Origin of the sequence: Ruegeria atlantica (genome assembly GCF_013032455.1) — a bacterium.
Taxonomy (GTDB): domain Bacteria; phylum Pseudomonadota; class Alphaproteobacteria; order Rhodobacterales; family Rhodobacteraceae; genus Ruegeria; species Ruegeria atlantica_B.
In genome coordinates this window covers 84,396-96,840 of sequence record NZ_WQCF01000010.1, presented here as the reverse complement: position 1 = coordinate 96,840, position 12,445 = coordinate 84,396, and the positions used below count along the sequence as shown (strand labels likewise).

Genomic DNA, 12,445 nt, shown 5'->3' with positions numbered 1-12,445 from the left:
GCGGAACCGGCTAAATGTGCGTTTGCCCAAGTCCGTCGGTCGCGCTATGCCGTAGGATAACTCAATAATCAGGTCGATCATGACGCGTATCCTTTCTTTACTTATTGCCTGCTTTTTCGCGCTGGCTGCATGTACCCCAAGCAGTACTCCAACCTATGGAGCGGACGGTCGCCCGCTGCCGACGGTCTACAAAATCCGGGGCAACCCGGAAAAACTTCAGTTCCGTATGTTGGATTCGGTCAACGCTTTGCGTCAGGCGCAGGGGCTTCGACCAGTGCAACTGAACGCCCAGCTCAACGCCGCGGCGGCCACACATTCCAAGGACATGGCGCGCCAGAACCGCCCCTGGCACTTTGGATCTGACGGGTCATCGCCGATCGACCGGGCCGCGCGCGTCGGATATTTTGGCACCTTCCTCGGCGAAGCGATTTCCGAGACCTATGAAACCGAGACCGAGACCTTGGCCGCCTGGATGCAGGAGCCTGGCCCACGTTCGGTGATCATGGATCCGAAAGCCACGCAGATGGGCTTTGCCTGGCATCAGGAAGGTGGCGGTAAAATCTGGTGGACGCTGGAAATGGGTACTGGCGGTTAACGACAACCATTTCCAAAAACAAAAAAGCCTCCAAAAACCGGGGGCTTTTTTGTAACTTCAAGAACTTATGCGGCCTGCATCGACTGCGCTTCGGTCAGAATTGCATAGAGTTTGACCGGATCCGGATTGGCCCGCAACTTGGCGCAAACCGAGGTATCACGCAGGGTACGGGACACCAGCGCCAGCGCCTTCAGGTGATCCACGCCAGCCTCTTCCGGCGCAAACAGCGCAAAGGCGATATCAACCGGCTGGCGATCGACCGATCCGAAATCAATCGGCTTCTCAAGCATGACGAATACGCCGGAAACGCTTTCCAGCTCTGACATGCGGGCATGCGGCAGGGCCACACCGTGGCCAACACCGGTCGGCCCTAGGCTTTCCCGTTCGAGCAGCCCGTCAACAACAACCTGAGCGTCAAGACCAAGGGTCACCTCAGCCACGTCGGCAATTTCCTGAAACAGCCGCTTCTTGCTGGAAGCGGCGGACAGTACGCGAACTGCTTCGGGCTTCAGTATGCTCGAAAGCTCCATGATTACGCTCCACGGCGACGCCCCCGCAGAAACAGGGGCACGCCTTTGCTATTCTTGCCTGTTACGGATCAATCCAGCCGATATTACCGTCCTCCCGACGATATACGACGTTCAATCCGTCCTTGTTTTCATTCCGGAACACCAGCACCGGAGCGCCAGCCAGTTCCATCTGCATAACGGCTTCACCAACACTCAACGATGGGATTTTAGTTTCCATCTCAGCCACAATCATCGGCTGCAGAGAATCGGGTTCGTCAGCCGAGTCAGACTTGTCAGAGGCGAGGATATAAGACGACGCCCCAAAGAGTTCAACAGGTTCAGCACGATCCTTGTGATGGTCTTTCAGTCGCCGCTTATACCGGCGCAACTGGGTTTCCATCTTGTCGCAGCAACCCTCAAAGGCCGCATAGATTTCGGTTGCGTGAGCCTTAGCCTGCGCGGTGAGGCCAGTAGATAGATGCACGGTGGTTTCGCATACATATTCATGCGCTGAACGGGAAAAGACGACGTTGGCATCTGTCGGACGCTGGGCATATTTGCCCACAACCTCGCCCAGTTCGGTCTGCACGTGAGTTTGCAGCGCCGCACCGATGTCGATCTGTTTTCCGCTGATTTGGTAACGCATGTGATCTCCTTCACAATTCACACCCATTCTGACGTCACGTTACGCGACGTGTGTGTTTTTATCGGGTGGGGGGTAGAGACATTTCCTGTGGTAGCCGAACCTTCCGCCCTTCGACGAAGGGGCATCGTGATCCAGACGGGAACCGTAGAAATGCCATGACCCAATTGAGGCAAGAGACGGCGGAAGAGTCAATCAAAACAGACGTGTATATACGTGATTTCCGCCATGCACTCGGCACATTTCTGCGCAACCTTATGAAATCCGGAAATTTTCACCCAAATAGACGCGACGGACGTTTTCATTTTCCACCACTTCGTCCGGAGTGCCCGACATCAGAACCTGCCCATCATGCAGGATATAAGCGCGGTCCACAATTTCCAGCGTTTCCCGCACGTTATGATCCGTAATCAGCACGCCAATGCCACGCTTTTTCAGGTCGGCGACAAGGTGGCGGATATCACCCACGCTGATGGGGTCAACTCCCGCAAAGGGTTCATCCAAAAGCAAATATTTCGGGTCAGCGGCCAGACAGCGCGCGATTTCAACACGGCGACGCTCACCTCCTGACAGTGCCAAGGCTGGCGCGCGGCGCAAATGTTCGATCGAGAAATCCGACAGCAGTTCCTCAAGTCTCTCCTTGCGGCGATGGGCGTGTTTTACCGTGATGTCGAGAACCGAGGCGATATTGTCTTCAACACTCATGCCACGAAAAATTGACATCTCCTGCGGCAAATAGCCGATCCCCAAACGCGCTCGGCGATACATCGGCAGGGTGGTTACCGTCTGCCCGTCAATCGTGACCGTGCCTGCCTCGGGAAAGACCAGACCCGCGACCGAATAGAAGGTCGTCGTCTTGCCCGAACCGTTCGGCCCGAGCAGTGCCACGACCTCGGACCGATCCAGCGTCATTGAGACATCCCGGATCACGGTCTTCTTTCGGTACGATTTCCGCAGCTTTTCAATCCTGAGGCCCGATTTGCCTTCGGCCACAGTCAGTTCAGGCCGCGCCATTAGTTGCCACCTTGCTGCAGGATGGTTTTGACGTTGCCGGTCATCGTCGCCGTGCCGGTGGTCAGGTTAGCGCTCATCTGATCGCTGCTGATGGTGCTTGGCCCCTGCGTCAGCAGCACATTGCCCTTCATAACGATCACGCCCGAGTCGATGGTGTATTCGGCCCAATCACCCTGCGCGGCATCGGGGGGGCTGGTAAGAACCACATCCTCGGTCGCCTCCATACGTTCAATTCCCGAACGTTCTTCGTTGTAGACGACCAACACCCGTTCGGCAGTCAGGCGCATTTCACCCTGAACGACGATAACTTTTCCGAGAAACTCGGCCGACCCGTCCTCTTGATTGACGTTCAGCGATTCCGAGGTCACCTCGACCGGCAAGGTGGGGTCGGCTTTGACAGCGCCAAAAGCAACCTGCGCTTCCTGCGCTATCGCAGAAAAGGCACTGGCACTCAGCACTACACAAAGAGGGACAAATCGAAAATCGAACACAAGTTATCTTTCTGCTTTTTGCGGCTCGTATATCAGTTTAACGCCGTCTGTAAAAATAATATGGACCGGGCCATCCTTTTTGTTCGCCCCGAAACTCATGCCGCCTGCGGTAAAGTTTCCGATGATGCCGGCACCATTAATCTGCCCAGGCGCATCCCCACGAATTTCGTCCAGCGACGTGTTCAGAAGATCGGTGGTAATTTCTGTGCCATCCGTCGAAGTGATAATCACATCGCCAACAAACGTTGCGGTATTCTGGTCGGGCCGGATCATTCCAGAATTGGAATCCAATGTTATGACGCCGCCGCTCAACAGACCCAACCGACCCTGAAATTCGGCTGCGGTCGGAACCGACCCTTCACTGCCTTGCGTCGCTCGGATCGCTTCGATCTGAACTTCCTCACCTTTTCGTGTTGTGCCCCGGTATTTTGGATGCGTCACGACCTGATCGCTCAGGCGTTCATCAATGTCTTTTTGGCTAAAAGGAACGGACACGTTGGTTTCGATAGTGCGCGACAGCAAGAACACAGTGGACAGCATCAGAATGGCCACCAGCGGCAGCAATACCTTGAGAAACTGTACCCTGCGAGAGTGTCCGTCCACCGCGTTACCCTCCGCCTAACCCAGCCCGACGCGCAGGCAGTCGTGGATGTGCAGCAGGCCCTGTGCCGGTCCCTGTGTTTCGGGGTCTACCACAAACAGCGACGTGATCTTACGGTCGTTCATGATCGAAACAGCCTCTTCTGCCATTGCATTGGGGGCAATGGTCAGAGGATCACGGGTCATGACCTCTTCGGTGCTCTTGTTAAGCAACCCGTCCATGTTCCGACGCAGGTCGCCATCGGTTACGATGCCCAACAGGCGCCCTTCGCTATCGGTTACGCCGACGACGCCAAAGCTCTTCTGGCTCATTACCAGCAACGCCTCGCTCATGGGTGTGCCAGCAGGAACAAGCGGCAAATCTTCGTGCATCAGGTCGCGAACAGTAGAAAGCTGAGCGCCCAACTTGCCGCCAGGGTGGAACGCACGGAAATCCTCGGGTTTGAAATCGCGGTATTTCATCAACGCAATCGCCAGCGCATCGCCCATTGCCAGCGTCAGCGTGGTTGAAATCGAAGGCACCATGCCAAAGCCGCAGGCCTCGCCCATTGAGGGGATCAGCAGGTGCACATCGGACTGCTTCATCAGGGTGCTTTCAGGCTTGCTGGACAGGCCGATCAACGGAATGCCAAAGCGGCGGGTAAAAGCCAGCAAGTTGACCAGTTCAGGTGCCTCACCGGAATTCGAGATCGCCAGAACCACGTCACCTTTGGACACCATACCCAGATCGCCATGGCTGGCCTCCGCCGGGTGCACGAAATAGGCCGGTGTTCCGGTGCTGGCCAGTGTGGCGGCAATCTTTTGGCCGATATGCCCCGACTTGCCGATACCGCTGATGATAATGCGGCCTGTGGCCTGCAGAATCATCTGCACGGCTTCGGCAAAGTCCTCGTTCAGGCTGTCGGCCAGCACGTCCAGCGCACGGGCTTCGTCAGTGATGACCTGTCGGGCGGTTCTCAGGAATGCTTCGGTATCGGTCATGAGTGTGCAAAAATATCCGTTTCGGGCCAACCGGCGAGGTCGAGCTTCGCACGCATCGGCAGGAAGTCAAAACAGGCTTGCACCATTTCGGTGCGGCCTTCTCGTGCCAGTCGCCCATCCAGCGCTTCACGCAGCTGGTGCAGATACAGAACATCCGAGGCCGCATAGTCCAGCTGTGCCTCGGTCAGCGTCTCGGCGCCCCAATCGCTCATCTGTTGCTGTTTCGAGATATCAACGCCAATCAATTCCTGGCACAGGTTCTTCAGACCGTGGCGGTCGGTATAGGTGCGTACCAGGCGGCTGGCGATCTTGGTACAGTAAACAGGCGCGGCCAAAGCACCAAAGGCATGATACATCGCGGCAATGTCAAACCGACCGAAGTGGAACAATTTCAGCACGTCGGGGTTTTCCAACATTGCGCATAGATTTGGCGCTTCGGTCTGCCCTTTTTCCACTTGCACGATATGGCTGTTGCCATCACCGCCCGACATCTGGATCACGCACAGACGATCACGATGCGGGTTCAGCCCCATGGTTTCACAGTCAATGGCCACAACTGGGCCCATATCCAACCCGTCCGGCAGGTCGTTTTTATAGAGGTGGTTCGCCACGGGGCTTTTCCTTTATGCGATATCGCACCCGAGATAGGGGGTTTGGCTCGCAAACTCAACGCTATCAATACAATACATCTGAAACGCGCAGAATTCTTGACCCCGAGGGCATTGGCGGGAAAATACTCTGGCGAACCGAACCGTCGCAATTCTGGCTACGTTGGCTCGCCCAAACTGTAAAAAGGTTTCTACCACCGATGCTGAGCGTCCTGAAAAACCGGGTGTATCGCCACCTACTTGCCGCTCAGGTTGTGGCGCTGACAGGTACTGGGCTGGCAACCGTTGCGCTGGGCCTTCTGGCATATGAACTGGCCGGGGACGCCGCTGGGCTGGTTCTGGGCACAGCTCTGACGATCAAGATGGTGGCCTATGTGGTCATCGCTCCCATCGCGGCGGCCTTCGCAGAACGGCTTGATCGCCGCCGAATGCTGGTGGCGCTGGACCTTGTTCGCGCGGCTGTTGCCGTCTGCCTGCCTTTCGTAACTGAGATCTGGCAGGTCTATGTGCTGATATTTGTCCTGCAATCGGCCTCAGCCGGGTTCACGCCAGCCTTTCAGGCCACCATCCCCGATGTGCTGACGGATGAACAGGATTACACACGCGCCTTATCCCTGTCGCGTCTTGCCTACGATCTTGAAAGTTTATTGAGTCCGATGCTGGCGGCAGCGCTGCTATTATTTGTCAGTTTCAACAGCCTGTTCTGGGGCACCGGCCTAGGCTTTATCGCTTCTGCACTTTTGGTTGTGTCGGTCGTTCTACCCTCACCCAAACCGTCCCAGCGTCGGGGCATATACGACCGAACCACACGCGGCATTCGCCTTTACCTGAGCACTCCCCGCCTGCGCGGGTTGCTGGCCCTGACCTGGACGGCAGCGGCGCTGAGCGCAATGATCATCGTCAACACGGTTGTCATCGTGCGTGCCGATCTGGGCATGCGTGAAAGCGCGGTCGCGATTGCATTGGCTGGTTTTGGCGGCGGCTCGATGCTGGCCGCGTTGGTTCTGCCTGGCTTGCTGAACAGGTACATGGACCGCAGCGTCATGATGATCGGGGCCACATTGGGCACGTTCGCCATGGGCATCTCGGCCATCTTGTTTGCGCTGGTCCCGATATCACTGACTGGCCTCTTCCTGCTTTGGGCCTGCATCGGGTTCGGCTATTCCGCGACGCTGACACCGTCCGGGCGATTGCTGACCCGCTCGGCCCGGCCTGAGGATCGACCGGCAGTATTTGCCGCCCAGTTCACTCTGTCACATGCCTGTTGGCTGGTGCTGTATCCACTTGCCGGTTGGATCATGACCACAACAAGCACGCCGGCCACGCTCGGCTGGATGACATTGGCCGCCGCGCCCGGCCTGATAGCAGCTTGTTTAATCTGGCCAAGGCGACCGAAAGCCGTTCTAAAAGAACAGGCTGACACGCCTTGAGCCCCCCGCACCCTGTGCATTACACCTTGAAGCATCATGGATCAGCTAGACCGTCGCATCATCGCCGCCCTGCAACACAACGCCCGCGAGTCGACCTCGAAAATCGCCGCGAAACTAGGTGTGGCCCGGACCACCGTGCATGAACGCATCAACCGCATGGAAGAAAGGGGGGTGATCGCGGGATATTCTGTGGTTCTCAGCAGCCCTGATGACACGCCGCGCGTACAGGTGGTCGTGTTGCTGGAAGTGCAGCAAAAAGAAACCAGACGCATCATCAAACGGCTCGAGGCCTACCCCGAGGTTAAACTTTGCCTCTCCATAAACGGCGAGTTTGACCTGCTGCTGTCGGCCGAAGCCCCGCGGATTGAAGATCTGGATATTCTGGTCGACGATCTGGCTAAAATTCCCGGCGTTCTGCGTACCAATACCAGCGTTGTCTTCGGACGGAGGATTGATCGAAACTGAGCGGCTGATAACCCTCTGTAAACCGTAGCGGGCCTAGCTTGGCCGGGACTGATCAGAATCCCGGACCGGCAGAATGCCCTATCGCTTGATCTTTGGCCTGAGTTTCCTTGCGCTCTGCGTGGCTCAACAGGGCATCACCATGCCCGATACCCGTGTTGCCGCGATGTGCGACACCGCCGCTCGCCGTGCGGCCAAAACCGAAGGTGTCCCGCTGAACGTGATGCGCGCGATTGCGCGTGTGGAAACCGGGCGCTTGCGAGATGGGCGGCTGGAGCCCTGGCCGTGGACCATCAATGTCGAAGGTCGGGGGTTCTGGTTCACGTCTGAATTCGAGGCAAAATCCTACGTCTTCAACATCTTCAAGGCAGGTAAGCGCAGTTTCGATATCGGCTGTTTTCAGATCAACTACCGCTGGCACGGCAAGGCCTTCCGCTCCATCGACGCTATGTTCGACCCGGACGAAAACGCCACCTACGCCGCGCGTTTCCTGAAAGACCTCTATGTCGAGCTTGGCTCTTGGCCCGCTGCCGTGGGGGCCTATCATTCCCGAACACCATCCCTGGCCAAGGCTTATTCCGGTCGATTTCAGACCGTGCTAGCGCAACTGGATCAGCCTTATACCACCCCCGAACGAAAGATGCGCGACCCGTTCACCGCAGCGACCAGCCCCCTGATCCCATTGAACCTGCCGCAATCTGGCCGCGGTGCGCTGGGGTCACTTGTTCCACCAACCGGCACAGCCACAGCCTTTATCTCGTTCAACTAGGAGAGCCGCGTGCCAAAACTCGACGCCCGTTCCCTGTTTTCCCCGACCGTACTTTTGGCGCTGGCGTTGATGACAGTCATCGTGATGATGATCCTGCCAATGCCTGCTTGGGTGCTGGATGTGGGGCTGGCAGCCTCGTTCGCGTTGGCGATCCTGATTTTCACGCTGACACTGTTCATCGAACGACCTCTGGATTTCTCGTCCTTTCCGACGATCCTGCTGGCCTCGCTAATGTTGCGATTGTCTCTGAATGTGTCCTCGACCAAGCTAATCATCGGCCAGGGGCACACCGGGCCAAATGCCGCCGGGGATGTGATCGAAGGTTTTGCCGACTTTGTTATGGGCGGCAGCATATTCTTGGGCCTCGTGGTGTTTGGCGTGCTGCTTATCGTGAACTTCATGGTCATCACCAAAGGCGCCGCGCGCATGGCCGAAGTTGGCGCGCGGTTTGCCTTGGACGGGATGCCCGGCAAACAACTGGCCATCGACAGTGACATGTCCGCCGGGGCCATCGACCACCAGCAAGCCAAAGAACGTCGCGAACGGGAACAGCAGGAAACGACGTTCTTCGGCTCGCTCGACGGGGCGTCGAAATTCGTCAAAGGCGATGCGGTTGCAGGGTTGCTTATCACATTGCTGAATCTTGTGATGGGCCTGATCATGGGCGTGATTGTGCATGGCATGCCGATTTCCTCGGCGTTTGAAACCTATGCCATCCTGACCGTAGGTGACGGGCTGGTTTCGCAAATCCCGGCTGTAATCATCTCGATCGCGTCTGCCTTGTTACTGGCGCGGGGCGGTACGCAGGGGGCGACCGACAATGCAATTTTCTCGCAGCTAGGGCGACACCCGGCGGCGTTGGGAACGGTCGCGATCCTGATGGTTCTGTTTGCGCTGGTCCCCGGCCTGCCCTTTCTGCCATTCATTTTGGGTGCAAGCGTGTTGGGCTATGCCGCCTATAACGTCCACCGCAAACAAAAGATCGAAGAGGCCAAGACGCTGGACCCAGCGCCGCAGGATGACGCGCCTTTGTCTCAGGCCATCGGAGACATTTTGGATCTGGACGACGTGCATCTGGAATTCGCGCCCGATCTGGTCAGCATGGTCCTGAACCCCGGAACCGGGCTGGACGCGCGGATTGCCAATATGCGCACCTACGTGGCCTCAACCTTTGGTTTGATCCTTCCAGATATCCGCCTGACCGACCGGGCCGACCTGCCTTTGGGGACCTACGTGATCAAGGTACATGGCGTCGAACAGGCACGCGGGGTTTTGAACCCGGATCTTGTGCTGGCACTGGTTCAGGATGATCGCGACTTGCTGCCCGAGGGTAACGATGTGACCGAACCCGTGTACGGTGCCCCCGCCCGTTGGATTCTACCCAAAGATCAGGAGGCCGCAGCGATGAGCGGGGCCACCATTGTCTCTCCACCCGAGATTCTGGCAACGCATCTGCTTGAGATCATAAAACAGAACTTCTCGCGCTTGTTAACACTGAAATCCCTGCGACGCCTGCTGTCCGAGATGACGCGCCTCAGCGATCCGGTTCGGGCCGAAGCCAACCGCAAGCTGCTGGATGAGCTGATCCCCGACAAGGTACCGATCGACACTTTGCATGCAGTGCTGCGGCTGTTGCTGGATGAACGCGTTTCAATCCGCAACATGGCCCTGATTCTGGAAAGCGTGGCCGAAGCACGTCTGACCACCACACAACCCGAAGGAATCTGCGAACTGGTTCGCCAACGGCTGGGGTTCCAACTGGTGGCCGAGATGAAACGCGAAGACGGCTCGATCCCTCTGATCCAGCTGGCACCGGAATGGGAAGATACTTTCACCACCTATCAGGTCGATACACCTACTTCGGGCCTGGACGTCGCACTGCCGCCGACCCTGTTCAACAAGCTGGCCGACAATGTGGTCGACAGCGTGGCGCACTCTACTGATCACGGAATGTTCCCTGCCTTTGTCACTTCGACGCGGCGGCGCAGGTTGTTGCGGACTATTGCGCACGCACGCGGCGTGACCAACCCTGTGTTGTCGTTTGAGGAAATCGGGCTCGAGGCGCGTCCGGCGCTGGTCGGAACGGTGCCCGCGTGATCGCGCTGCCGCCAGAACTTTTGCCTCAATTGGGCGAGGGCCTGTGGCACCTTTTTACCGTGTTCCTACGCGTCTCTGCCATGGTCTCATTGCTGCCCGCCTTTGGCGAGCGGAGCATCCCGACCCGCGTCAGGTTCGGGATTGCTGTAGCTTTTACCATGATCGTTACACCCGCAGTTCTAGCGCCATCTACGGAACCCAACTTGTTGCCTATGGTCGGCCAGGTCCTGACCGAAGTGCTGATCGGGGTGGCTCTGGGAATATCGCTGCGTTTATTCGTGCTGGCCCTGCAAACGGCGGGGTCGATTGCGGCCCAGGCGACATCGCTGTCTCAGATCCTGGGCCCAGCAGCAGCTGACCCGGTCCCCGCTATGGGGCATTTGCTGACACTGGCCGGACTGACAGTCGCAGTTCTGCTTGGCCTACACATCCGAGCGGCACAGTTCCTGATCCACAGCTACACGCTTTTTCCGATAGGCACTGCACCCTTGGCCCCCGACCTGTCGCAATGGGGCGTGCAGCAAATCGCGCGCAGCTTTGGGCTGGCATTTGCGCTAGCCATGCCGTTTGTTATCGCCTCGCTGATCTATAACCTCGCGCTTGGGGTCATCAACCGCGCGATGCCGCAACTGATGGTGGCGTTTGTCGGCGCTCCGGCGATTACTTTTGCGGGCCTGTTCCTGCTGTTCGCAGGTGCGCCTCTGATCCTTTCGGTCTGGTCCGATGCTCTGATCACCTTCATTCTAAACCCGCTTGAGCCCCCAAGATGAGCGGACAGGACGACGATAGCGATAAGTCATACGAGCCAACGCCGCAGAAGCTACAGAAAGCACGTGAAAAGGGTGAGGTCGCCAAGTCCAACGACCTCTCCGTAGTCGCGGCCTATTCCGGGTTACTCATTGCGTTGTTCGCTGCCGCGCAATTCGGCGTTCAACACATGGGAGCCTTATTTGTTGTCCTGATCGAGCAGGCCGACGAAATCGCCCCATTGTTGATCGATGGCCCCGCCACCAACCCCGCTGGAGGAATACTGAAAACGGTCTTGCTATCGGTCGCGATCCTGTTCGCCCTGCCCGCCTCGGCCGTTTTGCTAAACTTGGTTGCCCAGCGCGCACTGATATTCGCACCCAGCAAGCTGAAGCCGAAGTTTTCTCGTATCTCTCTCATCTCGAACGCGAAAAACAAATTCGGCCGAGGCGGCCTTTTCGAATTCGCCAAGAGCTTTGTCAAACTGGTGATCTATTGCACCTGCCTGGCGCTGTTCCTGAAGGCAAATCTGAACGAAATTTTTTCGGCCAGCGCGGCACCTGCCCGGTCTTCGGTAATGCTGATGATGGCCCTCCTGTTCCGCTTTCTGTTCATCGTCATTGCCATAGCACTGGTAATCGGTGCGGTAGATTACCTGTGGCAACACGCCGAACACATGCGCAAGAACCGCATGTCACGCAAAGAAATTCAGGACGAGACCAAAGACGCCGAAGGCGATCCGCATGTCAAGCAGCAGCGCCGCCAACGCGCTCGGGAGATTGCCGCCAACCAGATGATGGCCGACGTTCCAAAGGCCGACGTGGTAATCGTGAATCCAACACATTACGCGGTGGCACTACAATGGGCCCGAACAGCGGGCTCTGCCCCGGAATGCGTGGCCAAGGGCGTTGACGAAGTGGCTGCCACGATCCGCGCAAGTGCTATTGAGGCCAGCGTCCCCATTCACTCCGATCCGCCCACGGCACGCGCCTTATATGCTTCGGTGGAGATCGGGCAGGAAATCGCGGAAGAGTACTTTCGCCCTGTCGCCGCAGCGATACGGTTCGCCGAGGCGATGCGTAAACGGGCAAAAGGGCAGATCAGATGAAACAGAGAGAACTGTCCGAGCTTGGTAAAATTGCCGAAGCCGCCTTTCAAAAGGAATACAACGATTTGCGTCCCTTGATCGAAGCGGAGGCGCGCGTGCAGCAGCAACTGATACGGTTGGACTCGCAGGCAAAACAGTCTCGGCTGGATAGCGCTTCGGCCGAGGGCTATCGCGTGACCGGCACCGATGTCTTGTGGAATGGCTGGGAGTCCGCCACGCGCCGGCAACTGAATATGGACCTTGCCCGGCTGCGGGCGCAAAAGCTGTCAGCGATTGAGGCATTAGGCACGGCATTTGGCCGTAAGCAAGCGCTCCTAAACCTGTCCAACGCTCGGAATGAGGCGCGCAAACGCGCACTAGCCAAGAAATTCTCAGAGTTTTAGTCGGCCCG

The 12,445-nt window shown here is 57.6% G+C and carries 15 protein-coding genes; 8 read left to right on the top strand and 7 right to left on the bottom strand.

Annotated elements, in window-relative coordinates:
- The first annotated feature begins 79 nt into the window (after positions 1-79).
- Positions 80-595, top strand: a complete 516-nt coding sequence (locus GOW93_RS16605) for a CAP domain-containing protein (protein ID WP_170386801.1) — start codon at positions 80-82, stop codon at positions 593-595.
- 65 nt (positions 596-660) lie between these two features.
- Here GOW93_RS16605 and GOW93_RS16600 read toward each other — a convergent pair whose 3' ends face one another.
- The 7 genes from GOW93_RS16600 to GOW93_RS16570 form a co-directional block, all read right to left on the bottom strand.
- Positions 661-1,125: a PTS sugar transporter subunit IIA gene (locus GOW93_RS16600; protein ID WP_170386799.1), complete on the bottom strand. Its 465-nt coding sequence runs from the start codon at positions 1,123-1,125 to the stop codon at positions 661-663.
- A 61-nt stretch (positions 1,126-1,186) separates the two neighbouring features.
- Positions 1,187-1,750 carry a ribosome hibernation-promoting factor, HPF/YfiA family gene (gene hpf, locus GOW93_RS16595; RefSeq protein ID WP_170386797.1) on the bottom strand — a complete coding sequence of 188 codons (564 nt, stop codon included), beginning with the start codon at positions 1,748-1,750 and terminating at the stop codon, positions 1,187-1,189.
- A 252-nt stretch (positions 1,751-2,002) separates the two neighbouring features.
- Positions 2,003-2,761, bottom strand: coding sequence for an LPS export ABC transporter ATP-binding protein (gene lptB / locus GOW93_RS16590; RefSeq protein WP_170386796.1), 759 nt, complete (start codon positions 2,759-2,761; stop codon positions 2,003-2,005).
- Positions 2,761-3,252, bottom strand: coding sequence for an LptA/OstA family protein (locus GOW93_RS16585; protein ID WP_170386794.1), 492 nt, complete (start codon positions 3,250-3,252; stop codon positions 2,761-2,763). The genes lptB and GOW93_RS16585 overlap by 1 nt, the downstream gene beginning before the upstream one ends.
- Positions 3,253-3,255: 3 nt before the next feature.
- Complete coding sequence (gene lptC, locus GOW93_RS16580; RefSeq protein WP_170386792.1) at positions 3,256-3,855, bottom strand: LPS export ABC transporter periplasmic protein LptC; 600 nt, start codon at positions 3,853-3,855, stop codon at positions 3,256-3,258.
- A 15-nt stretch (positions 3,856-3,870) separates the two neighbouring features.
- Positions 3,871-4,833, bottom strand: a complete 963-nt coding sequence (locus GOW93_RS16575; protein ID WP_170386790.1) for a KpsF/GutQ family sugar-phosphate isomerase — start codon at positions 4,831-4,833, stop codon at positions 3,871-3,873.
- Complete coding sequence (locus GOW93_RS16570; RefSeq protein WP_170386788.1) at positions 4,830-5,444, bottom strand: ribonuclease D; 615 nt, start codon at positions 5,442-5,444, stop codon at positions 4,830-4,832. The genes GOW93_RS16575 and GOW93_RS16570 overlap by 4 nt, the downstream gene beginning before the upstream one ends.
- Before the next feature lie 197 nt (positions 5,445-5,641).
- Between GOW93_RS16570 and GOW93_RS16565 the strand changes: the two genes are divergently transcribed.
- The 7 genes from GOW93_RS16565 to GOW93_RS16535 all read left to right on the top strand — a co-directional run bounded on the left by GOW93_RS16565 (position 5,642) and on the right by GOW93_RS16535 (position 12,437).
- Positions 5,642-6,871: an MFS transporter gene (locus GOW93_RS16565; protein WP_170386786.1), complete on the top strand. Its 1,230-nt coding sequence runs from the start codon at positions 5,642-5,644 to the stop codon at positions 6,869-6,871.
- Positions 6,872-6,907: 36 nt separating this feature from the next.
- Positions 6,908-7,336, top strand: a complete 429-nt coding sequence (locus tag GOW93_RS16560; RefSeq protein ID WP_170386784.1) for an Lrp/AsnC family transcriptional regulator — start codon at positions 6,908-6,910, stop codon at positions 7,334-7,336.
- Between the two features lie 73 nt (positions 7,337-7,409).
- Entirely contained in the window at positions 7,410-8,102 is a 693-nt protein-coding gene (locus GOW93_RS16555) for a lytic transglycosylase domain-containing protein (RefSeq protein ID WP_170386783.1), read from the top strand.
- A gap of 69 nt (positions 8,103-8,171) precedes the next feature.
- The gene (gene flhA / locus GOW93_RS16550; protein WP_174819136.1) at positions 8,172-10,199 is read left to right on the top strand and encodes a flagellar biosynthesis protein FlhA; all 2,028 of its coding nucleotides are present in this window, start codon (positions 8,172-8,174) and stop codon (positions 10,197-10,199) included.
- Positions 10,196-10,969 (top strand): flagellar biosynthetic protein FliR, encoded by a 774-nt coding sequence (locus GOW93_RS16545; RefSeq protein WP_170386781.1) that lies wholly within the window; start codon positions 10,196-10,198, stop codon positions 10,967-10,969. The genes flhA and GOW93_RS16545 overlap by 4 nt, the downstream gene beginning before the upstream one ends.
- Complete coding sequence (gene flhB / locus GOW93_RS16540) at positions 10,966-12,054, top strand: flagellar type III secretion system protein FlhB (protein WP_170386780.1); 1,089 nt, start codon at positions 10,966-10,968, stop codon at positions 12,052-12,054. The genes GOW93_RS16545 and flhB overlap by 4 nt, the downstream gene beginning before the upstream one ends.
- Positions 12,051-12,437: a hypothetical protein gene (locus GOW93_RS16535; RefSeq protein ID WP_254443641.1), complete on the top strand. Its 387-nt coding sequence runs from the start codon at positions 12,051-12,053 to the stop codon at positions 12,435-12,437. Before flhB ends, GOW93_RS16535 begins: the two co-directional genes overlap by 4 nt.
- Positions 12,438-12,445: the final 8 nt, after the last annotated feature.

Excerpts from the sequence above, each read along its gene's own strand:
- hpf (WP_170386797.1), bottom strand. The coding sequence starts at position 1,750 with ATGCGTTACCAAATCAGCGGAAAACAGATCGACATCGGTGCGGCGCTG.
- GOW93_RS16560 (WP_170386784.1), top strand. The coding sequence starts at position 6,908 with ATGGATCAGCTAGACCGTCGCATCATCGCCGCCCTGCAACACAACGCC.
- GOW93_RS16565 (WP_170386786.1), top strand. The coding sequence starts at position 5,642 with ATGCTGAGCGTCCTGAAAAACCGGGTGTATCGCCACCTACTTGCCGCT.
- GOW93_RS16555 (WP_170386783.1), top strand. The coding sequence starts at position 7,410 with ATGCCCTATCGCTTGATCTTTGGCCTGAGTTTCCTTGCGCTCTGCGTG.
- lptB (WP_170386796.1), bottom strand. The coding sequence starts at position 2,761 with ATGGCGCGGCCTGAACTGACTGTGGCCGAAGGCAAATCGGGCCTCAGG.
- GOW93_RS16605 (WP_170386801.1), top strand. The coding sequence starts at position 80 with ATGACGCGTATCCTTTCTTTACTTATTGCCTGCTTTTTCGCGCTGGCT.
- GOW93_RS16600 (WP_170386799.1), bottom strand. The coding sequence starts at position 1,125 with ATGGAGCTTTCGAGCATACTGAAGCCCGAAGCAGTTCGCGTACTGTCC.
- flhA (WP_174819136.1), top strand. The coding sequence starts at position 8,172 with ATGACAGTCATCGTGATGATGATCCTGCCAATGCCTGCTTGGGTGCTG.
- GOW93_RS16535 (WP_254443641.1), top strand. The coding sequence starts at position 12,051 with ATGAAACAGAGAGAACTGTCCGAGCTTGGTAAAATTGCCGAAGCCGCC.
- GOW93_RS16575 (WP_170386790.1), bottom strand. The coding sequence starts at position 4,833 with ATGACCGATACCGAAGCATTCCTGAGAACCGCCCGACAGGTCATCACT.
- flhB (WP_170386780.1), top strand. The coding sequence starts at position 10,966 with ATGAGCGGACAGGACGACGATAGCGATAAGTCATACGAGCCAACGCCG.